Origin of the sequence: Atopococcus tabaci DSM 17538, from assembly GCF_000429585.1 — a bacterium.
Taxonomy (GTDB): Bacteria; Bacillota; Bacilli; order Lactobacillales; family Carnobacteriaceae_A; genus Atopococcus; species Atopococcus tabaci.
In genome coordinates this window covers 1-20,875 of sequence record NZ_AUCD01000036.1, presented here as the reverse complement: position 1 = coordinate 20,875, position 20,875 = coordinate 1, and the positions used below count along the sequence as shown (strand labels likewise).

The 20,875-nt window shown below is 44.4% G+C and carries 20 protein-coding genes and 1 other annotated feature; of the genes, 2 read left to right on the top strand and 18 right to left on the bottom strand.

Translation table 11 applies throughout. The annotated features are described in order from the left end of the window. Positions 1–107 precede the first annotated feature (107 nt). The 15 genes from rpoD to G470_RS0106800 form a co-directional block, all read right to left on the bottom strand. Entirely contained in the window at positions 108–1,232 is a 1,125-nt protein-coding gene (gene rpoD / locus G470_RS0106870; RefSeq protein WP_035445239.1) for an RNA polymerase sigma factor RpoD, read from the bottom strand. Between the two features lie 40 nt (positions 1,233–1,272). After that, complete coding sequence (gene dnaG, locus G470_RS0106865) at positions 1,273–3,132, bottom strand: DNA primase (RefSeq protein WP_028274194.1); 1,860 nt, start codon at positions 3,130–3,132, stop codon at positions 1,273–1,275. A 181-nt stretch (positions 3,133–3,313) separates the two neighbouring features. Further along, positions 3,314–3,874: a hypothetical protein gene (locus G470_RS0106860; RefSeq protein WP_028274193.1), complete on the bottom strand. Its 561-nt coding sequence runs from the start codon at positions 3,872–3,874 to the stop codon at positions 3,314–3,316. Positions 3,875–3,971: 97 nt separating this feature from the next. Further along, positions 3,972–4,490 (bottom strand): transcription repressor NadR, encoded by a 519-nt coding sequence (locus tag G470_RS0106855; protein ID WP_028274192.1) that lies wholly within the window; start codon positions 4,488–4,490, stop codon positions 3,972–3,974. 122 nt (positions 4,491–4,612) lie between these two features. Beyond that, positions 4,613–6,700, bottom strand: coding sequence for a glycine--tRNA ligase subunit beta (gene glyS, locus G470_RS0106850; RefSeq protein ID WP_028274191.1), 2,088 nt, complete (start codon positions 6,698–6,700; stop codon positions 4,613–4,615). A 1-nt stretch (position 6,701) separates the two neighbouring features. Then, positions 6,702–7,613, bottom strand: coding sequence for a glycine--tRNA ligase subunit alpha (glyQ, locus tag G470_RS0106845; protein WP_028274190.1), 912 nt, complete (start codon positions 7,611–7,613; stop codon positions 6,702–6,704). 320 nt (positions 7,614–7,933) lie between these two features. After that, on the bottom strand, positions 7,934–8,719 hold the full coding sequence (gene recO, locus G470_RS0106840; protein ID WP_028274189.1) for a DNA repair protein RecO: 786 nt from the start codon (positions 8,717–8,719) through the stop codon (positions 7,934–7,936). Between the two features lie 36 nt (positions 8,720–8,755). After that, entirely contained in the window at positions 8,756–9,661 is a 906-nt protein-coding gene (gene era, locus G470_RS0106835; RefSeq protein ID WP_420806584.1) for a GTPase Era, read from the bottom strand. Further along, complete coding sequence (locus G470_RS0106830; RefSeq protein WP_028274187.1) at positions 9,661–10,071, bottom strand: cytidine deaminase; 411 nt, start codon at positions 10,069–10,071, stop codon at positions 9,661–9,663. The genes era and G470_RS0106830 overlap by 1 nt, the downstream gene beginning before the upstream one ends. A gap of 35 nt (positions 10,072–10,106) precedes the next feature. Then, positions 10,107–10,505 (bottom strand): diacylglycerol kinase family protein, encoded by a 399-nt coding sequence (locus G470_RS0106825; RefSeq protein WP_028274186.1) that lies wholly within the window; start codon positions 10,503–10,505, stop codon positions 10,107–10,109. Next, complete coding sequence (gene ybeY / locus G470_RS0106820; protein ID WP_028274185.1) at positions 10,486–10,962, bottom strand: rRNA maturation RNase YbeY; 477 nt, start codon at positions 10,960–10,962, stop codon at positions 10,486–10,488. The genes G470_RS0106825 and ybeY overlap by 20 nt, the downstream gene beginning before the upstream one ends. A 27-nt stretch (positions 10,963–10,989) precedes the next feature. After that, positions 10,990–11,958 (bottom strand): PhoH family protein, encoded by a 969-nt coding sequence (locus tag G470_RS0106815; RefSeq protein ID WP_028274184.1) that lies wholly within the window; start codon positions 11,956–11,958, stop codon positions 10,990–10,992. Positions 11,959–12,147: 189 nt separating this feature from the next. Continuing rightward, positions 12,148–12,594, bottom strand: a complete 447-nt coding sequence (locus G470_RS0106810) for a GatB/YqeY domain-containing protein (RefSeq protein ID WP_028274183.1) — start codon at positions 12,592–12,594, stop codon at positions 12,148–12,150. Between the two features lie 34 nt (positions 12,595–12,628). After that, entirely contained in the window at positions 12,629–12,802 is a 174-nt protein-coding gene (rpsU, locus tag G470_RS0106805) for a 30S ribosomal protein S21 (RefSeq protein WP_028274182.1), read from the bottom strand. Between the two features lie 132 nt (positions 12,803–12,934). Continuing rightward, the gene (locus G470_RS0106800; RefSeq protein ID WP_028274181.1) at positions 12,935–13,360 is read right to left on the bottom strand and encodes a Fur family transcriptional regulator; all 426 of its coding nucleotides are present in this window, start codon (positions 13,358–13,360) and stop codon (positions 12,935–12,937) included. Positions 13,361–13,577: 217 nt separating this feature from the next. Here G470_RS0106800 and G470_RS0106795 point away from each other — a divergent pair, with 217 nt between their 5' ends. Further along, positions 13,578–14,399: a pyruvate, water dikinase regulatory protein gene (locus tag G470_RS0106795; protein WP_028274180.1), complete on the top strand. Its 822-nt coding sequence runs from the start codon at positions 13,578–13,580 to the stop codon at positions 14,397–14,399. A gap of 69 nt (positions 14,400–14,468) precedes the next feature. Here the strand turns inward: G470_RS0106795 and G470_RS0106790 are convergent, their stop codons facing one another. The 3 genes from G470_RS0106790 to hisS are packed head-to-tail and all read right to left on the bottom strand — an operon-like array spanning position 14,469 to position 18,500. Beyond that, positions 14,469–15,374, bottom strand: a complete 906-nt coding sequence (locus G470_RS0106790; protein ID WP_028274179.1) for a deoxyribonuclease IV — start codon at positions 15,372–15,374, stop codon at positions 14,469–14,471. An 11-nt stretch (positions 15,375–15,385) separates the two neighbouring features. Next, positions 15,386–17,170 carry an aspartate--tRNA ligase gene (gene aspS / locus G470_RS0106785; protein ID WP_028274178.1) on the bottom strand — a complete coding sequence of 595 codons (1,785 nt, stop codon included), beginning with the start codon at positions 17,168–17,170 and terminating at the stop codon, positions 15,386–15,388. A 19-nt stretch (positions 17,171–17,189) separates the two neighbouring features. Next, complete coding sequence (gene hisS, locus G470_RS0106780) at positions 17,190–18,500, bottom strand: histidine--tRNA ligase (RefSeq protein WP_028274177.1); 1,311 nt, start codon at positions 18,498–18,500, stop codon at positions 17,190–17,192. 78 nt (positions 18,501–18,578) lie between these two features. Further along, positions 18,579–18,796: a binding site (T-box leader), on the bottom strand. A gap of 171 nt (positions 18,797–18,967) precedes the next feature. On the opposite strand from hisS, the gene G470_RS0106775 reads away from it, so the two are divergent. Further along, entirely contained in the window at positions 18,968–20,299 is a 1,332-nt protein-coding gene (locus tag G470_RS0106775) for an N-acetylmuramoyl-L-alanine amidase family protein (RefSeq protein ID WP_240470653.1), read from the top strand. Positions 20,300–20,875: the final 576 nt, after the last annotated feature.

Genomic DNA, 20,875 nt, shown 5'->3' with positions numbered 1-20,875 from the left:
AGGTCAAAGTGACGAATTCACTTTGACCTCTCAATAGGCTCACCAACACTATTTGACATAGAACCCTCAATCGGGCGTCGGTATTTGGTGTAACAAGAAAGAACGGCTTATTCCAAGAAGTCTTTCAATTGTTTGGAACGACTTGGGTGACGGAGTTTGCGCAATGCTTTGGCTTCGATTTGGCGAATCCGTTCCCGGGTGACGCCGAATACTTTACCCACATCTTCCAATGTGCGTTGACGCCCATCGTCCAATCCGAAACGTAGACGCAGTACGTTTTCTTCCCGATCGGTGAGTGTGTCCAGCACATCTTCCAACTGTTCCTTCAATAACTCATACGCTGCGTTCTCATCTGGGCTGGTCGCATCATGGTCTTCGATGAAGTCTCCCAAATGGGAATCATCTTCTTCCCCGATTGGGGTTTCCAGAGATACCGGTTCTTGAGAAATTTTCAAAATTTCACGGACTTTTTCTGTTGGCAAGTCCATTTCAGCACCAATCTCTTCAGGTGTTGGTTCGCGCCCTAAATCCTGAAGCAACTGACGTTGTGTGCGAACCAACTTGTTGATGGTTTCCACCATGTGCACAGGAATACGAATGGTGCGTGCTTGGTCCGCGATGGCGCGTGTAATTGCCTGGCGAATCCACCAAGTAGCATACGTGGAGAATTTGAATCCTTTTTTATAGTCGAATTTTTCTACGGCTTTCATCAATCCCATGTTTCCTTCTTGAATCAAGTCCAAGAAAGACATGCCGCGTCCGACATAACGTTTGGCGATACTGACGACCAAGCGCAAGTTGGCTTCCGCAAGTTCTTGCTTGGCTTCGTCGTCTCCTGCTTCGATGCGTTTAGCCAGCGATACCTCTTCGTCCGCTGACAACAAGTCCACCCGTCCGATTTCTTTCAAGTACATACGCACCGGGTCATTGATTTTCACACCTGGAGGAGCGAGTGTGTCATCTCTTTTCGCTTCTTTGACATCTTTTTCGCCTTTTTCAACCTGGGACATCATCGGATCTCCGGCTTCGTCCACGACACCAAGTCCGTTTTCTTCCATTTGCTGCAGGAGTTCTTCCATCTGTTCCTTGTTCAACGTATACGGATTAGCAATTTGTTTGGTCAACTCATCATAAGTGATGGTTTCGGCATTTTTCTTTTTCAAGTCAGAGATGAGTTCGATTACCGCTTGTTGATAAGGAATTTGTTCGTTCACTACATTTTTATCAGACATTCACGCAGCCTCCTATTACTTTAAAAACATTTTCAGTGACTCAATTGTTTTTTAATTGTCGAGTTAGTTTTACAATTTCCATCATGAGTGTTCGCTGGGTATCCAAGTCCCCTGTCCGGGAAGCTTCTTGCATTGCTTTTTTGCTGTCTTCCAATTGATGATACAACGAAGCTTGATTGATACGTTTGATGCAGTCCTCGACTTCTTCATCGTTGAATTCCTCGGATACGCTCATCAATTCGATTTCAGTGACTTTTTCTTTGAGTTCCCGCTCTTTTATATAATCAATAAAACCATCCACCCTGGGTTCAGTCGCTTCTGCTGCATAGCTTTCAAACAGCATGAACAACAATTGGCTGTCTTCATTGGCAAACTGAAATGGTTCAGGTTGAGAGTGAAGTTTGCCTAAAATTTCCGGATGATGAAAGAGCCGATAAAGCAACAGACGTTCTGCCTTTTCCAACGGATTCAAGGAACGAACTTGTTTCCGAACCTGCGGAATAACAGGTGCTTCCTGCTTTTGAGTGTCAAACTCTTGTTTCCGTTCTTGTGTTCTCTTTCGTTGAAACGCTTGAAGGTATTGGTGAAATTGTTCTTTCAGTGTGTCAATCGGCAGCTGAAATTCTTCCGCCAACTGTTGAAAGTACATCTCGCGTTCAATTGCTGAAGGAACCCGGATCATTTCTTTTAAGATTTGCTCGATATAAGTGAGCTGATCGCTTTCGTTGTTCAGGTTCAAGGACAAGCGGTGGTACCGCATCAAAAAGCCAATCAGTGTTTCCCTGCCGTGCGCCAACAATTCTTTAAATGCTTCCGGACCCTTGTTTTTTATATAATCGTCTGGGTCGGATTTTTCAGGAAAGAGCACAACTTCAACAGCGAAGTGAGACTTTTCCGTGAGAAAATCTGTGGCTCGCTTGGCTGCTTCCATTCCCGGTGTATCCCCGTCATAAGCGATGACGATTGAATCGGTCACTTTATCCAACAGATGAATTTGTTCCTCTGTCAAACTTGTCCCCATTGAAGCTACCCCGTTTTTGACTCCCGCCTGCCAAGCGGAAATGACATCCATGAACCCTTCAAACAAGATGACCATCCCTTCTCTTCGTATCGAAGAACGGGCGGAGTCATAGTTGAAAAGAACGGTGCTTTTGTTGAACAAAGCTGTCTCTGGGCTGTTCAGGTATTTAGGGATGTTCGCTTGTTCGCCTTCTCCTTCCAGAAACTTCCGTCCGGAAAAGGCAATGATTTGACCTTGCCGGTTCCGGATGGGGAAAATAATCCGGTTTGAAAAACGATCCAACAATTCATCGTCTGAACGATCAGAAAACAATCCTGATTCTTTCAGTAGGGCATTCTCGTAGTCCGCCTTTCCTGAAAGGTATTGTTTCAACGCCACACGTTGAGGAGGAGAATACCCCAGGCGAAACTGTTTAATTGTTTCCCTGGTCAACCCTCTTTCAAGCAGATAGTTTAGTGCTTCTTCCCCTGTGGTTGTGTTCAATAATATATGATGGTAAAACTCACTGGTCCATTCATATAAATTCAGGAGTTTGCCTTGTTTTGTATCCGCAGCTGGTTTTTGCTGCTGTTGTTGGGCTTGAATGGCTGGATCAATTTCCACAGCCGCCAATTCTGCCACTTTTAAGACGGCTTCCGGAAAAGACAAACCTTCCAATTCCATTAAAAAAGTAAAGACGTTTCCGCCGCGCCCACAGCTGAAACAGTGGAATAGTTGTTTTTCTTCCCGGACTGAAAAAGAAGGGGTTCGTTCATCATGAAATGGACAATATCCAAACAAATTTTTTCCTTGCTTCTTCAGTTGCACGAATTGTGAAACAACATCCACAATATTTACTTGAGACCGGACTCTTTCCAATGTTTCGTCTGGTATCCACATATACGACGAACCACCTCATTCTTTCAAACTCGTGCGTCAGGTCTTTTAGACACATTTTAGAGATAACGATAGCCGCAACCAAAAAGTGCGGCCAAAAGTATATATCTAATTATCTTATAGTATACCATGAATGTCCGTGAAAACAAAGTGTCTGCTTCATGAGAATCCACCTTCGTATACTTTATTGCAGGGCTTTTTTCATTTTTTGCGTTTGTCTTCCCAATCCCGCCCATACGGTCTGTGCAATGACGAAATCCACCATACTGTGAAGGAGTGTTCCAATCCCTACTAATAAAATGACAGAATAAAAGAACCCGTTCGTATAATTGGCCTCTGGAAGCCCCCCTCCATAATAGAAGAATGTGACAACCAATACTTCAGAAACTGCATGAATGAGTCCAATGACGAAAGAAAACAGCTGCTTTTTCCCGGGATGTTCCAACAACGAATGGTTATTTTTCAATATCCAAGACCCCGCTGCGACAAAGAGTACGTGACTCAGTGCGCGGAGAGAGACAACAATTGGAAAACCTGCCAAGAGAAACCCTGCAGTCGTCCCCAATGCTACATATAAGGCGATTGACGGCGAAAGAAACATCGCAAAAAAGATTGGCACATGGCTGGCCAAAGTGAAGGAAGCTGGCTCCAATAGAATTTTCACAGGTGAAAACATAGGGATGACAATCCCTAGTGCAATCAGTAAACCGGATAATGTCCATTTCAACGTATTTGTTTTTCTCATAAATAAAGTCCCCTGTTACAATATTTTTGTCAGGTGTCATGACACCTGACAAAAATAGTATACGCGACTTTTTTGAAAAGTCAATTTGCTTAAGGGTTCAGTCTTTATACAAAATGTGTTTGGCTTCTAAGGCTTGTGTAATTTTTGTGAAGGTCTCTTGATCAGGAGTCGAAATGGTATGCATATGGATGCCATTGGTCAATACTGATAAGAGAGCTGTTTCATAGCGGTTCACCTGAGCCAAAAAACGATCTGCGTCTTCTCGATTGGAGACGTTTAACCGCCCTCTCAGTTCCCCGTAAACAGGATGTTCGACAATGACGTCCGCCAGCTCTCCGCCTAAATCAACAATGGTGTACAACTCATCTTTGGTGGCTTCGCTGTCGTGTTGGCAAACGATTTGTTTGACGTAACCTGTCGCCGGTTCCGGGCGAACCATCACATAACCTTTTGGCGTCGCCAAAATTTCGTTTCCTTCTGCTCGAAGCAAGGCGACGTCTCCAACAATCGCCTGCCTGCTTACTTGGAAGCTCTCTGCCAAATTGCCGGCGCTGATTGGATGAGTGGAGTGATTGAGAAGACGCAAAATGTTTTGCCTTCTCTCTGAAGCTTTCACATTTATCCCCTCGCTTTCTTTTGGAGAGACAATATTTCAAGTTTCTTTAAGTAAACACCAAACGAATCCCAATCTTTTTGAATGGGCTTAGGTCTGTAAGAAACTGAAATTTATGAGTGGATTTATTTAATGACCAGATGATCTACGCTGGCAAATGACAAGATTAATTCTGCCAATGAAGAAAGCATAGCCAACCGGTTTTTCCGAATATCTTGATCTTCTGCCATCACCATATTTTCATCAAAGAAAGAGTCAATGAATGGGTGAAGTTTCGCCAACGTTTCATATACCTCTCCAATGTTTTGTGACTCACTTTGTCGTTGACGCGCTTTTGCCAAAGCCTCGGCCAATTCTCTTTCAGAGACGGTTTCGAATAGGGTGTCCCGGATAATTGGTTTCTCTCCTGCCCATTCTTCGGAAGCTTTGTCCGCCAAATTCAATACCCGTGTCAGGGATTCAATCACTGGTTTGAAATCCTCATCTTCATGGTGAGCTTCCAAAACATCTGCCGTTTCGACCAATAAACACAGGTCTTCTTGTTCGGATTTGAGTGTGGCTTCCATGACGTCATGACGGATGTTTTTCGTTTGCAACACTTGACGGACACGGTCTTTGACAAAGCGGCGAATATCGGCTGTCCGTTCCTCAAACCCATTTTTGACGTCCTCATTTGGATAAGGCAAGCTTTCTTTCAATTGACCCAATAACTGTTTCAATGAAAATGGCCATTGTTTATCCAGGATGATTCGCACAATTCCGTATGCTTGACGTCTGAGAGCATACGGATCGTTTGAACCGCTTGGAATGACATCTGCGGCAAAGAACATCATGACGCTGTCTAATTTATCTGCAATAGACAATACCGCTCCGATATTGGATGCCGGAAGCTCCCCTTCACTGGATGTCGGCATGTAGTGCTCGCGAATCGCTTGCGCCACTACAGGTTTTTCACCTTGCATCAACGCGTATTTTTCTCCCATAACCCCTTGCAGTTCAGGGAACTCATCCACCATACTGGTCACCAAATCAAATTTGGCGATTCCGGCTGCGCGTTCCACCAAGTTCAACTCTTCATCGGACAAACCGACCATCTTCCCAAGAGTGGAAGCAATCAGTTGGATTCGTTTGGTTTTTTCCGCCAAGGAACCCAGTTTCACATGGAATGTCACTTGGTTCAACTTCGCAAGGAAGTCCTCGATTGTGTATTTCTTATCTTCTTCAAAAAAGAAAACCGCGTCCGCCAAACGTGCAGTCAACACTTTTTCATTTCCTTTAGCTACATTTTCGATGTGGTTTTCATTTCCGTTTCGAACAAAAATGAAGTACGGAAGCAGTTCACCCTGTTCATTTTGAACAGAGAAGTAGCGTTGGTGATCTTTCATGGATGTCACCAATACTTCAGCCGGCACTTGTAAAAACTCCTCATCGAAGCTGCCGTAATAAGCTGTAGGGTATTCCACCATGTCTGTCACTTCGTTCAGCAACTCTTCATCTGGAACAACAGACCATCCTTTGTCAGCAGCCAAATGTTGAATCTGCTCTGCAATCATCTGCTTCCGTTTATTGCGGTCGGCAATGACGTATTCATCGGCCACTGTTTTTTCATATTCCGATGCTGTAGGAATGGTGGCCACACTTCCCAAGAAGCGGTGACCTCTGACTTGGTTTCCGCTCTGAACGTCCAATACAGAAAAAGGTATGATTTCTTCGTCGAGCATGGCTGCCATCCAATGAATCGGACGGATATATCGGAATGTATGGTCCGCCCACCGCATGCTGATTGGGAAGTTCATAGAAGTAACCACATTCTGAAGTCCTTTGAGAACTTCCAGAGCAGGCAGGCCTTCTGTAAATTTCTCGACAAAGACATATTCAACCCCTTTTATTTCTTTGAACTCAATATCTTCCACAGTCATTCCTTGACCGCGAACAAACCCTTGAGCTGCTTTGGACCATGAGCCGTCTTCCGCCACTGCAATTTTTTTCGTCGGGCCTTTAACGCTCTCCGATTTGTCCTCTTGTTTTTCAGCAACATTTTCAACTTGAACGGTCAAACGACGCGGAGTGGAAAATGTGGAGACAGTTCCAAAAGATAACCGGTTCTCTTGAAGAAATTGCTCTGTCTTTTTCTTGAGTTGGTCGATGCTGCTTGGAATAACGTTAGCAGGCATTTCTTCCAAGCCGATTTCCAAAAGTAATGTGTGTCCCATCTTATTTCTCCTCCTTTTGAGCAGCCGCTTCTTGTTGCAATAACGGGAAGCCGCGTTTTTCTCTTTCTTCTACATAAGTTCTGGCAATTTTTCGTGCAAGTTTACGGATGCGTGCCAGATATTCCGGGCGCTCTGTCGCCGATACTGCAGAACGTGCATCCAATAAGTTGAATGTGTGGCTGCATTTTAAGACATAATCATATGCAGGATGAACCAAGCCGGCGTCAATTTGTTTGGTGGCTTCTTGTTCGTACACATTAAACAAGTTGAACAACATGTCTTGGTCGCTGTTTTCAAATGAATAAGTGGAATGTTCATACTCCGGATGGATGAAAATCTCACCGTATTTCACTCCGGTCGTCCATTCAATGTCGTACACACTGTCCACTTCTTGAATATACGAAGCCAACCGTTCCAGACCATAGGTTAATTCACTGGTTACCGGTTGGACATCCAATCCGCCTACTTGTTGGAAATAAGTGAACTGGGTGATTTCCATCCCGTCCAACCAAACTTCCCATCCCAATCCGGCACAACCCAGTGATGGATTCTCCCAGTTGTCTTCTACAAAACGAATATCGTGTTCCAAAGGATCGATCCCCAATGCTTTGAGGCTGTCCAGATACAATTCTTGGATGTTTTCTGGTGAAGGCTTCATAACCACTTGGAATTGATGGTGCTGGTACAAACGGTTCGGATTTTCTCCATACCGTCCGTCTGCCGGACGTCTGGAAGGTTCCACATATGCCGCGTTCCACGGTTCAGGTCCGATTGCCCGCAAAAACGTATACGGGCTCATGGTTCCGGCTCCTTTTTCTGTGTCATACGACTGCAGCAACAAGCAGCCTTGGTCTGACCAATACTGTTGCAGTGTCATAATAATTTCTTGAAATGTCATTTTTTTCTTGCTCATCTTTCTCACTCCTTGTAGTTTTTAAGTAAAAAATCGTCCCTATACCGATAACAACTTAATCGGTATAGGGACGATTCAAAATCGCGGTTCCACCCTACTTCTGGTCATTCAACCAGCTGCTTTTTTATATATGGCTCAAGAATGCCCTTCAAGACCAGTTCACGGTTTGGCTTCCACCATCCCAAACTCGCTAAGCGTGAATTCCAATCTCTACTCTTTCCGTCACTGCCACACTTATTCAATTCTCGTTCTTTATCATAACCGTAAGAGACCGCTTTTGTCAATTACGAAAAGAAAGTTTTCTGCTATTTGGTTCTGTGTCATTCGGACGGCTGTTCTGGTTTTTTTAAGACGTTCTCCCATTTGTACATATTGTCGATGAACTTTTTGCTTTTGAGGCGGATGCCGACCAGTTCATCATACAATTGATCAATCACTTTTCGAAGTTCCCTTTTGGTGTCTTCCTTCACAGCGATTTTTCCGATGCGCTCCATCGACACGACAGAAAACAGTCGTAAAAAATGGATGGCTTTAGGAGAAGCATGGAAACGTCTGGGATCCAGATGAAAATGTTCCGGACACAATAGGCCGGCATATTTACTGGAGTAATCAAACACCCCGTCTGTACGTCCGCACACTTTGCATCCTCTAAGCTCAGGCGCCACACCGAACTGCGTCAACAACTGCACTTCAAAGATATTCAAAATGATTTCAGGATCAGTTCCTTCATCCATCTCTTTAATGCCTAGAATCAATTCCTGAAGCAAGCGATTATTGGGGACACGATCTTCCATCGCTGCATCAGCCAGTCCCAACAAATACGTGGTATAGGCATTTTTGAAAATATCCGTGTACATACTTGTGGGAGTGGACAAATCTTTGGCGTCCCGCAAAAAATTTAACCCTTCCGGTCGGACATCCGCAATATACGTTCCTGATGTGAACGGCTGGATCGCAGTCGTCAGTTTCCCGTTCGACCTTTTCGTCCCGCGCACAAAAAACATCAATTTCCCATATCTATCGGTGAATATTTTGACCAAACGATCTCGTTCACGATGCTGTCGTGAAAAAAGAACCAGGCCTTCCACTTCTTCCAAGTGCGCCATTCATGCACCTTCTTCCTGCCGGAAAACGAAAATAAATTAGTAGTCGTCTTTCCGGTATCCATAATCTTGGAGGTAAAACTGCTTGTCCCGCCAATCTTTTTGGACTTTGATCCATAAATCCAAGAAAATTTTGTCTCCCAAGAGTACTTCGATATCTTTTCGGGCCCGCACGCCGATGTCTTTCAGCATCTTCCCGCCTTTTCCGATCAAAATTCCTTTTTGGGTAGCCCGTTCCACAATGATGCTTGCGTGAACGGTCACTTTTCCTTTTTCATTGCGCTGCACGCTTTCCACAACCACGGCAACGGAATGTGGAACTTCTTCCCGGGTCAGTTCCAATACCTTTTCACGGATCAATTCAGACATAATGAAATATTCCGGGTGGTCGGTGACCTGGTCTTCAGGGTAAAATTGCGGCCCTTCAGGCATATAATCGGTCAACACCTTCAATAATGTGTCTACATTTGTTCCTTCTTTGGCGGAAATCGGAACGATTTCTTTAAACGTCATCACCGATTGATAGTCTTCGATGATTGGCAGCAATTCATCCGGGTGAACTTCATCAATTTTATTGATGACCAAGAAAACGGGGCTTTCGACATTTTTCAATCTTTCTAAGATGAAATTGTCTCCAGGTCCACGTTTCTCTGTAGCGTTGATCATGAACAACACCACTTCCACTTCGTTGAGGGTGCTTAATGCAGACTGGACCATAAAGTCCCCCAACCGATGTTTGGGTTTGTGGATTCCCGGCGTGTCGATGAAGATGATTTGTGCCTCATCTGATGTGTGAATGCCTTGAATTTTGTTTCGGGTTGTTTGGGCTTTGTCGCTCATGATAGCCACTTTTTGTCCCACCACTTGGTTTAACAACGTGGATTTTCCGACGTTTGGGCGTCCTATGATTGAAACAAAACCAGATTTATAATTCGGATTTTCCATCATACCATATCCCCGCTTTGGAAGGCGCCGGGAAGCAACTTAGAAACTGTTGTTTCCATCTGCACCCCTTTTTTGTTTGTTAAAAGTACAGGCATATCTGGATCACAAAATTCAGCCATCACTTGCCGGCAAGCGCCGCAAGGTGAAATCGGTCCTTCTGTGTCTCCTGTGACAACCAAGTAAGAAAATTCTTTTTTTCCTTCAGATACAGCTTTAAAAATCGCTGTCCGTTCTGCACAGTTTGTTAATGGATAAGAAGCATTCTCAATGTTGCAACCAGCGTATATTTCGCCTTCTTTTGTAAGAATTGAAGCGCCGACCGGGAACTTGGAATATGGGACATATGCCCGGTCCAACATTTCTGTAGCCCGTTCAATCATTATATTCTTTGTCTTTTCTTCTGTACTCACAAAAAAACCTCTTCTCATATTAATCTAGATTACCGTTAAAAAAACAGATTCAACACTTTCGGCAGCAGCACAATGAGGCCGCTGACAATCGAAAATCCAGCCGTCAATAAAACTGCTGCTGCAGCCATGTCTTTCACTTTTTTCGCAAGTGGGTGATACCGGTAATCCGTCACCAAATCGATGATGTTCTCAACGACCGTATTCCAGATTTCCATCACCAGCATCAAGAAAATGGCCAGTAAAATCCATAACCAATCAGCCCGGGACATCTCAAGAAAAAAACATAGACCAATGACCAATATTGCCAGAATGACATGCGTCCGCATATTCCGTTCTTCTTGAAACACCGTACGGACTCCAATGAACGCATATTTGAATGAGTCAAAATAATTTCGGTTCTTTGTCGGCAGTTGGTTATCGTCTTTCAAGTCCATACTCCTTCAATATTTCATTCTGGAGGCCAAACATCTCTTTCTCGTCTTCCGGTGTCATATGGTCGTATCCATTTAAGTGTAAAAATCCGTGGACAGCCAGAAAACCAAGTTCCCGCTCAAAAGAATGACCGTAATCCCGGGCTTGTTCTTGTGTCCGCTCAATTGAGATGAAGATATCGCCCAATTCACGGGGCAGCCCTTCCATTTCTTCCAAATTTAACGGCAATTCGTCTTCCACCTCGTCTTCAATTGCAAAACTGATGACATCGGTGGCTGAATCCTTGTCCCGGTATTGGCGGTTGATTTCTCGAATCGTGTCATTGTCCACCAGCGTAACTGACATTTCTGTATTGTCTTTTAATTTCAAATAATCCGCAGCCATTTGCAGGATTGATTCGATTAAGCGAATGTGTTCCGGTGAGACTTCGCCAGTCTCGTCATAAATGTCGAGTTCCATTGATTGGCTCCTCTTCTATGCAATTTTTTAATTTGATTTTTCTTCTCCGTAAGCTTGGATCACTTTGGAAACGAGTGGATGCCGAACCACGTCAGCTGCATCAAACTCTACATGTCCAATTCCTTTCACATGCTTCAATACCCGTTCCGCATGCACCAATCCACTTGTTGTTCCTGCGGGAAGGTCGATTTGTGTGATGTCTCCGTTGATAATCATCTTGGAACCGAAGCCTAAGCGCGTCAGGAACATCTTCATCTGTTGGACAGTCGTGTTTTGCGCTTCATCCAAAATCACGAATGCGTCATCCAACGTACGTCCACGCATATAAGCCAACGGGGCTACTTCAATGGTTTCGCGGTCCATTAAACGGTTTGTATGTTCCGTTCCAAAGATGCTGTAGAGAGCATCGTATAACGGACGAAGATAAGGATCGACTTTTTCTTTCAAATCGCCTGGAAGGAACCCAAGATTTTCTCCTGCTTCCACCGCCGGGCGCGTTAAAATGATGCGTTTGACCTCACCTCTGCGCATGGCCGCTACAGCCATCGCAACAGCCAGAAATGTTTTCCCGGTTCCAGCCGGTCCAATGCCGAAGACGATATCATTCTTTTTCACTGACTGAACGTACTCCCGTTGTCCGAAGTTCTTCACCCGAATCGGACGATTATCACGGTCACGCGTGATTTCTTCTTCATAGATACGCAAAAATTGGGACAATTTGCCTGATTTAGCCATCCGTGTGGCATTGACGACATCGGATCTTCCGACAGGTATGCCTTTCTCCAACAAAACTTCCAACTCTTCCATAATTTCTGCCGCCAGTGCTGCATTTGCTCCAGCACCAGTGATTTCTAATTGATTTCCACGAGTATTCAACGAAACATTCAGTTCGTCTTCTAACAAACTCAAATGATTGTTTTGGGCTCCGAATAGAGCCATGGCGTGTTCAGTGTTATTAAAAACCAACACTCTTTTATTGTTCTCGTTGTCGACCAAATAGCACCCTCCATTTTTGAACATACTTTTTTATGGTAAAAAATTTGTTTGTAAACGTATTTGTTTCGCTTTGATACTAAAATAATAGCACAGAAAACAGATGAAAAGAAGCTTTTCCACCTTTCTATGTAAAGGAAAAAAGCAAGAGCGGAGCATGCTGTTTCCAGCTTACTCCGCTCTTGCAGTAAGTTATTTCGTTAATAGTTCTTTAACGAGGCGGCTGACTTCTTTCCCGTCGGCACGGCCTTTAACTTTTGGCATCAAGACACCCATGACGCTTCCCATGTCTTTCATGGAAGACGCATTTGCTTCATTGATGCTTTCTTGGACAACTGCCCGAAGTTCTTCTTCAGACAATTGCTCAGGTAAATACTCATTAACAACGGAAAGTTCTTTTTCCAGTTGTTGGACTAAATCATCGCGTCCAGCTAGTTTGAATTCTTCCAATGAATCTGCACGTTGCTTCTTCTCACGGGAGAGAACCGTCAGTTCTTCTTCATCGGTCAACTCATGTCCTTTGCTGATTTGCTCATTGTGCAAGGATGATTTAATCATGCGCAGAACTGCTAAGCGCTCTTTGTCTTTCGCTTTCATGGCAGTTTTTACATCTTCGTTTATCTTAGTCAACAATGACACGCCTTGTCACCTTCCATCTCAATTGGTCGGATTATTAACGTTTGCGTTTTCTTGCTGCCTCTGATTTCTTTTTACGCTTCACGCTTGGTTTTTCGTAATATTCACGTTTACGGGCTTCTTTCAAAGTGCCTGTTTTAGAAACGGAACGTTTGAAGCGACGAAGAGCATCATCAAGAGATTCATTGTTCTTGACAACTGTTTTAGTCATATTCGATTCCCTCCCTCCGTGCTAAAAAAAGTAACCGTTCCACTTATACAAATAATGATGCATAAACAAAACTGTCCGTTACTATTATAAGCGAATAAACATTTTGAGTCAACTGCTGTTTTTGAATTTTTTTTACGACGCAAGTGACAAACATTTGGCGCATGTTCCGAAGACTTCGAAGCGGTGAGAAGCAATCGCACAATCCGGAAGTTGGTCTTCGAAGAAATTCATGGGACACATGGTCAATTCTTTGGAGTCTCCGCACGTTGTACAGATAAAATGATGGTGGTGCTGATCCACGCTGCAGCGGAATCTGAACCACTTTTCTCCGTTCCATTCTGTTTCTTCCAACAAGTTCAATTGCACAAATGTATGAAGGTTGCGGTAGACAGTGTCTTGACTGATGGAAGGATACTTGTTCTGTATCCTTTCTTGGACTTCTTTGGCTGTCATATAGCGGCTTTCTTCCGATACTGTCCTCAATAAATCTTCGCGCTTATCGGTTAACTTGTAGCCGTTGTCTTTTAATGTGTGTAAGGCTTGCTCAATAGCCGTCATTTTGATCGCTTCCTTATAACGTGTTCTGATATATTTTCATCATTATACCTCACATGCGACGGTTGGTTCAAGTTGGTTTGAACAGAATGGATATTCCAACATAAGCTGACAAACACGGTTCTTTTCTGTATACTTATGGAAAAATAAGCTTTTTGCACTTGAAACAACATAAAACACAAAGCCTTTTTTGTTAAAATAGTTATAAAGGAGCAATAATATGACTGAAAAAACGACTGTGCGGGTGTGCATCATATCCGATTCCATCGGAGGGACCGGAATCGCTTTGGGACAGGCAGCACTTGCCCAATTCCCCGAGTTGGATGCAAAGATTGAAAACTTTTCTTTTGTTCGAACGAGAAAAAATTTGCTCGCCATCCTCGAAAAAGCCGCAAGGAATGATGCGATTATCCTTTACACACTGGTGGACGAAGAATTGAGTTTCACCGCCCAAGAATTCTGCGCAAATCAGAATTTAACCAGTTTTGATTTATTGTCCCCTATCGTGTCAAAAATTGCAGAACGCGCGAAAGTCCACCCATCTAAAGAAGTGGGTGCCCAACATGCTTTAGATAAACAATATTTTGACCGCATCCGCGCCATCGAATTTGCGGTCAAATATGATGACGGAAAAGATCCAAAAGGGTTCTTGGAAGCCGATATTGTCATCTTGGGCATTTCCCGGACATCGAAAACACCGTTAAGCGTCTTTTTGGCCAACAAAGGATACAAAGTAGCCAACCTGCCTCTGATACCCGAATCCACTCTGCCGGCTGAGTTGTGGGAAGTCGATCCTTCAAAAATTGTAGGATTGATCAGTGATCGATCCATTTTGTCTTCTATCCGTCAAGAACGTATGCGGTCGTATGGCTTAAATCCAGACAACGCCTACTCCAGTCTTGAACGTATCGACAGAGAAATTAAGTATGCGGAAGAGTTGTATGAGGAATTGGGATGCCTGACGATTAATGTGTCCAACAAATCCATTGAGGAAACATCCACCATTATTTTAAGCAATCTGCCAATCAAGAAAAAAATATAGGGGCAGCTTTTACAACCTTTATAAAGTAAAGAGAGGTCAGGAATCCATCCCAGCCTCTCTTATTTCGAATTATTTCCATTCTGCTCCAGCTAAAATGTCTTCCAATAAGTTTGGATTGAACTCTTGGTGCTTGAACATGCTGATTTCATGTCCGTAAGGAGCTTTTTTATTGTTCTTGTCTTCGCCCACGAAAGGCGTCTCCAAAATTTTTGGCAATCCTTCCAACTTCGGATGATGCACAATGTAGTTCAATGCCTCGAATCCGATGTATCCTGACCCGATGTTCGCATGGCGGTCTTTTCCGGCACCTTGTGGATTTTTTGAATCGTTGACATGGATTACTTTCAATTTATCCAACCCGATGATGCGGTCGAATTCTTCCAACACTCCATCAAAGTCATCTCGTATTTGGTAGCCGGCATCATGGGTATGACATGTATCCAACGTCACAGAAACTTTGTCTTTCAATTCAACCAACTCAATAATTTGAGCGATTTCTTCAAAAGACCGTCCGATTTCTGTTCCTTTCCCTGCCATTGTCTCCAATGCGATTTGAATCGTTTGGTCTTCGCGAAGAATTTCGTTCAGCCCTTTGGCGATTTGAGCAATCGCTGCTTCAGATCCGGCTCCCACATGGGCTCCTGGATGCATCGTCATCTGCGTAGCACCTAAAGCTTCGGCTCGTTCAATTTCTTCTTTCATGAACCGCACGCCGAATTCGAAGTTTTGTGGTTTAATGGTGTTCCCCAAGTTGATGATATACGGAGCATGAACAACCATATCAGATAGTCCATGCTGTTTCATAAACGCCTGTCCGTTTTCGATATTCATCTCTTCCGTTGCTTTTCTTCTTGTGTTTTGTGGTGCTCCTGTATAAATCATGAAAGTGGAAGCTCCATAGCCAGCAGCTTCTTCTGCCGCGCCTAACAGCATGTCTTTTCCTTTCATCGATACATGTGAACCGATCAATACCATATCAAAACTCCTTATTCTTCAGTTTTTGGCTCTTCTTCCACAACAGCCAATCTCAACTCATCCAATTGTTTGTCACTGACCGTGTTTGGTGCTTTTGTAAGTGGATCGATGGCGCTGTTATTTTTCGGAAACGCCATGACTTCCCGGATATTTTCTTCTCCTGCAAGCAACATGACAAAGCGGTCCAATCCCAACGCGATTCCGCCGTGAGGAGGGAATCCTTGATCCAATGCGTTCAATAAGAATCCGAACTGTTCTTCGTACTCTTCTTTAGAAAATCCTAGTGCGCGGAACATCTTCTCCTGCAAGTCGCGTTGGTGAATCCGGATGGATCCTCCACCCAATTCGTAACCGTTCAATACCACGTCGTATGCTTGAGCGTAGACTTTCTCAGGTTCCGTTTCCAATAACGGCACATCTTTTTCTTGCGGCATGGTGAATGGGTGGTGTGCAGCTTGGAAGCGTCCTTCGTCTTCGTTGTACTCAAACAATGGCCAGTCTACAATCCATGCAAACGCGAACTCGGATGAGTCGATTAAGTTGCGTTCTTTTCCTAAGCGGGAACGCAATGCTCCGAGCGATTCTTGAGCCACGATGGTTTTATCCGCCACAAACAAAAGCAAGTCACCTGCTTCTGCTTCCACCTGTGCAGCTAAAGCGGAGGAAATCTCTTCTTCTTTAAAGAACTTGGCAATCGGTCCAGTGAAGCCTTCTTCGGTGACTTTCAACCAAGCCAGGCCTTTTGCGCCGAAGACAGCCGCATGTTCCGCCAGTTCATCAATCTGTTTGCGTGAGTAGTCGTCGGCTGCACCTTTCACATTCAATGCCCTGACTGTTCCGCCGTTTTGAACCGCACCGGCGAACACTTTGAAATCAGAATCCGCCACGACAGAGCTGACATCAACCAATTCCATGCCAAAACGCAAATCCGGTTTGTCTGTTCCATATTTGTTCATCGCCTCATCGTAACTGATGCGCGGGAATGGAACGGCAACATCTACTCCCAATGTGTCTTTCAACACTTTTTGCAGCATTTCTTCCATCATCTCTTGGATGTCTTCTGCTCCCAAAAAGCTGGTCTCAATATCCACCTGGGTAAACTCCGGCTGGCGGTCTCCCCGTAGATCTTCGTCGCGGAAACAACGCACAATCTGGTAATAACGGTCCAAACCTGCGCCCATCAACAATTGCTTGAACAATTGAGGCGATTGCGGCAAAGCGTAAAATTTTCCTTGGTGGACACGTGACGGCACCAAGTAATCCCGTGCGCCTTCAGGAGTGGATTTGGTCAGGTATGGTGTTTCCGTATCGATAAATCCATGTTGGTCTAGAAACTCGCGAATGGACCGTGTCGTTGCATGTCGGAGGATGAGATTTTGAGCCATCTTTGGACGGCGCAAATCCAAATATCGGTACTGGTGACGAATGTCGTCCGAAACGGTTACTTTGTTGACGATGTCGAAAGGCGGAGTTTTAGCGCGGCTCAAAATAGCAATATGGTGAGCCTCCACTTCAATCTCTCCTGTTTTGACATTCGGGTTGACCGCTCCTTCTTGGCGTGGAATTACTTTTCCTTCCACTTCCAACACAAACTCCGAGCGGACAGTGTCAGCAATTTTCCATGCGTCTTCCGCCACGTCCTGGTTGACCACCACTTGGACGATTCCTTCCCGGTCTCTTAAGTCTAAAAAAATCATGCCGCCTAAATCCCGGCGTTTTTGAACCCATCCTTTTAATACGACGGTCTGTCCTTCATACTCTTTTGAAACTAATCCGCAATAAGTCGTCCGTTTCATCTTTTTTCCTCCTGCATCTTCATTTTTCATCAGCTGTCAAAACAGCCAATTCTTGAACGAATTGATTTTTAAAGTTGTCGGTGTAAATGTCAGCCAAGTTTATTTTGGTCTGTTTTCCTGTAGCCATTGCTTTGAAACTGATGGTGCCTTCTTTTAATTCATCTTCTCCCAATGTCATGACTACTCGTGCCTTCAATTTATCAGCTGTTTTAAATTGGGCTTTTGGTTTGCGGTTCATAAAGTCTTTTTCTGCGGTGATGCCTTGTTGTCTCAATGCTTGAACCACTTTGAATGTCTCAGCGCTTGTACTGCTTCCAATGCCGACCACATACACATCCAACGGAGACTCATCCGGGATTTCAATGTTTTCTGCATCAAGCGTCATCAACAACCGTTCCAAGCCAAATGCAAACCCGAACCCAGGGGTTTCAGGTCCACCTACTTCTTCCACCAATCCGTTATAGCGTCCTCCGGCACAAATGGTTGTCAGAGCACCAAACCCTGGAGCATCGCTCATAATTTCAAAAATTGTGTCGGTATAATAGTCCAATCCCCGCACCATTCTGTGGTCGATGGTGTACGGAATTTCCAAATCATCCATCATGGCTTTCACTTTCTCAAAGTGACTGGCTGATTCCTCAGTCAAGTAGTCGAGAATGGACGGTGCATCCTTCACAATCTCTTGATCTTTTTTATCTTTGCTGTCCAAGACCCGCAACGGGTTTTTATGAAGCCGCTCCTGCGAATCTTTGCTCAAATTTTCGAAATGCGGTTCTAAAAAAGCAATCAACGCTTCTCGATATGCTTTCCGGGTTTCTACGTCCCCCAAAGAGTTCACGACAAGGGTCAATTGTTTTAACCCGAATGCCCGGAACAGGTCCATTGCCAGTGCCATTGTTTCGACATCTGTTTCGGGGTTTCGGCTGCCGAATACTTCGACACCCAACTGATGGAACTGACGCATACGGCCGCTTTGAGGGCGCTCATAACGGAACATCGGTCCATTGTAGTAGACTTTAAGTGGTTTTCCGTGCTCCGGTCCGTACAATTTATTTTCTACATAGGCACGGACAATAGACGCTGTGCCTTCCGGACGAAGAGCAATGTGTCGCTTCCCTTTGTCATAAAAATCGTACATTTCTTTTGATACGATGTCGCTGGTTTCTCCTACTCCCCTTGAAAAGAGATCGAAGGATTCGAAAAGAGGGGTACGTATTTCATTAAACCGATACGCATCCAACACCTTTTTTGCGGTTTTCTCTACGAACTGCCACTTTTTTGTTTCGTTAGGCAAAATATCAGCTGTTCCTTTTGGTCGTTTGTAATTCACGACTATCACTCCTCGTTCATTTCTTATGTTTAGTTGAATACAGAAAAAAGTGCAAAAAAATAGCCCTATTCACGAATGAATAAGGACGAGCAATTATGTTTACACGTGGTACCACCTTTATTTAGAGACGCATATTCCGGTCTCTGTCTCTCGGGATAACGCCCCACGCGTGACAGCTTTTCACTGCCAACCTTCCAGAGTGTCCTTCAATCCAATCCTGGTCAGCTTCTTTCAGCCAAGGAAGCTTTCTCTATCAGACCACCGAGAAGATTTACTCTCTCTTTCAACAGGTATAGTGTATGAACTTTTGACTCTTCTACAGATTACAAGAAAGGGGGTTGTTTGTCAACTCAGCTTTCTTCCCGAAAAGAATCTTTTACTTACCATTGCGTATAAACATACAAGATTGCTATAATAGAGAAAACGCTGTGAATAAACGAGTATGGACGAATCGGAGTTGAAGGCTTATGGTGCAAACAGAACGAGCATCCCTTATTCAGCGGATGCCGGACAAAAAGATATTTCTATCAATTGTTGTTTTCTTTCTTTTGTTTACTTTTTCTACCGCCTATGCCATGGCAAAGGAAAATACAGTAACCGTGGAGGCCGCTGTTCTTAACGTCCGAACAGGCCCGGGACTGTCTTATGAGATAATGGCTCAAGTTGTAGAAGATGAAGAATTGAATGTGATTGAAGAAAAAAATGAATGGTATAAAGTGCGATTAGCTAATGACCGAATTGGGTGGGTTGCAAGCTGGCTGGTTAAAAATACGGAAGTTATGGCTGCCACGAATTCGTCTGGAGTCATTACTGCTTCAACCGCTAATGTCCGAAAAGAAGCCAGCACTTCTTCAGACATCCTTGGAACGGTAGCGAATGGAACAGAACTCACTGTCCTCTTCCAACAAGACGGATGGACACAGGTCCAATACATGGGCCGTGTAGCTTGGATCAGTTCTGATTTGATTGAAGTGATTGGACCGGTAGAAAAAACCGCTCCTTCTACGGATGTAAACTCTGAACAAACACAATCCATCGACACAGTAACCGTTCGAACAAATGGAACAAATATCCGGAGCAAACCTTCTGTTGAGGCGGCTGTCATCACGACAACCCAGCGAGGCGACTCGTTGACACATATAGAGACAGAAGGAGATTGGTACCTCATCTCTCTTGCAGACGGAACGAGAGGATATGTGGCGAGTTGGGTGGTAGATTCATCCAACAGCGATACGCCGGCCCCTCCTGCCATGATCACTTCTCTCTCCGAAGCAACGATTGTCCTGGATGCCGGACACGGAGGCCATGATCCGGGAGCTGTGACGGACACCTTTAACGAGAAATTGATTACTCTCAAAACGGCTGAACGGCTGGCAAACCGTTTAAGGGATGCGGGAGCAAACGTCATTTTAACGCGGGATACCGATGAGTACATCAGTTTGAACGACCGTGTGTATTATGCGCATAGAGCAAAAGCCGACGCCTTTATCAGCATCCATTACGATGCATTGGAACAAGCGAACGTGATGAGTGGAACCACCACATACTATTATTCACAAAGCGACCTTGAACTGGCAGAGACCATCAATGAATCACTTCGTACTTATGGCCCACTGCCAAATAATGGCGTTCGGGAAGGCAACTATTTCGTCTTACGTGAAAATGCTCAACCTTCTGTCCTTCTTGAATTGGGTTATTTGAACCATTACCGCGACGTATCTGTCGTTAATACAGAGTCTTATCAATCCGTTATCGTAGAAAGCATTTACCAAGCGTTGAACAACTATTTCAGTCCATAAAAAATGAGAGCGGGACAAAATGCGTTTAGACCCGAACCTTCTAACGCATACCATAGCCGTAAGCCGCTAAAGCGGCAACGGCTATGGCAACTGGAGCGAATAAGCGGATGAGGGGCAAAGCCCCTCGAGCATTATTCTAAAGGAGGCACTGTGGGCAGATGCCCAAGTGTATCATGACTGTACATTGCTAAAGCAACTACAGTCATGACAAAGTGGACGTCGGGTCTGCATTTTGGAGCGCATTTTCGCTATACTATTCGGAAACGCAAAAGAGGTCGGGACTATTGTCCCGCTCTCATTTCCTACGTTTAGTCAAGTCAAACGTGGTTGAACAAGGAAATTTCCTTCGGAATGGACGGGGGGTGCTTGGAGAAAAGCCATGGGACCGCCTGGATCCTCTAGTCTCCAGGCTCTCAAGCCTCAAACGGATCGTAAGCGCTGAAGCACTGACGCTCCGTAATTCGCATTTCGTCCTCGACATGGCTCCAAGCACTCCCTATTCCTCCAGAAATTTCTACTCTTACACCATTTTATTGGTGGACAAAGAAAAGAAGGCAAACCAAATAAACCTCAGAA